General features: G+C 57.0%; 1 pseudogene. It reads right to left on the reverse strand.

The window, feature by feature from the left end:
• Positions 1–244 (reverse strand): annotated as a pseudogene (locus AC1RPW_RS08625) (hypothetical protein); the annotation flags it as partial.

Raw genomic sequence — 244 nt, forward strand, 5'->3', positions numbered from 1 at the left:
ACTTTACACAGTACAGCACCACGGATACCGGATCGCCGGAGTCAGGGCGAATCACAACGCGCCCACCCTTCGACAAGACCTTATCCTTCAACTGCTTGCCCCAGATGTTGTCCACGGCATTGTAGATGTCGTAGGCATCCGAGACACATGCGTACACACGCCCCTCACCGCCGAACTGGTCGATCATGTTCGAGAAAGCGCGGGCCTCATTATCGCGGCCCCATGCATTCACCGTGAAGTGCTC

The organism is Dellaglioa sp. CoH-55-MRSF-8 (assembly GCF_056782195.1).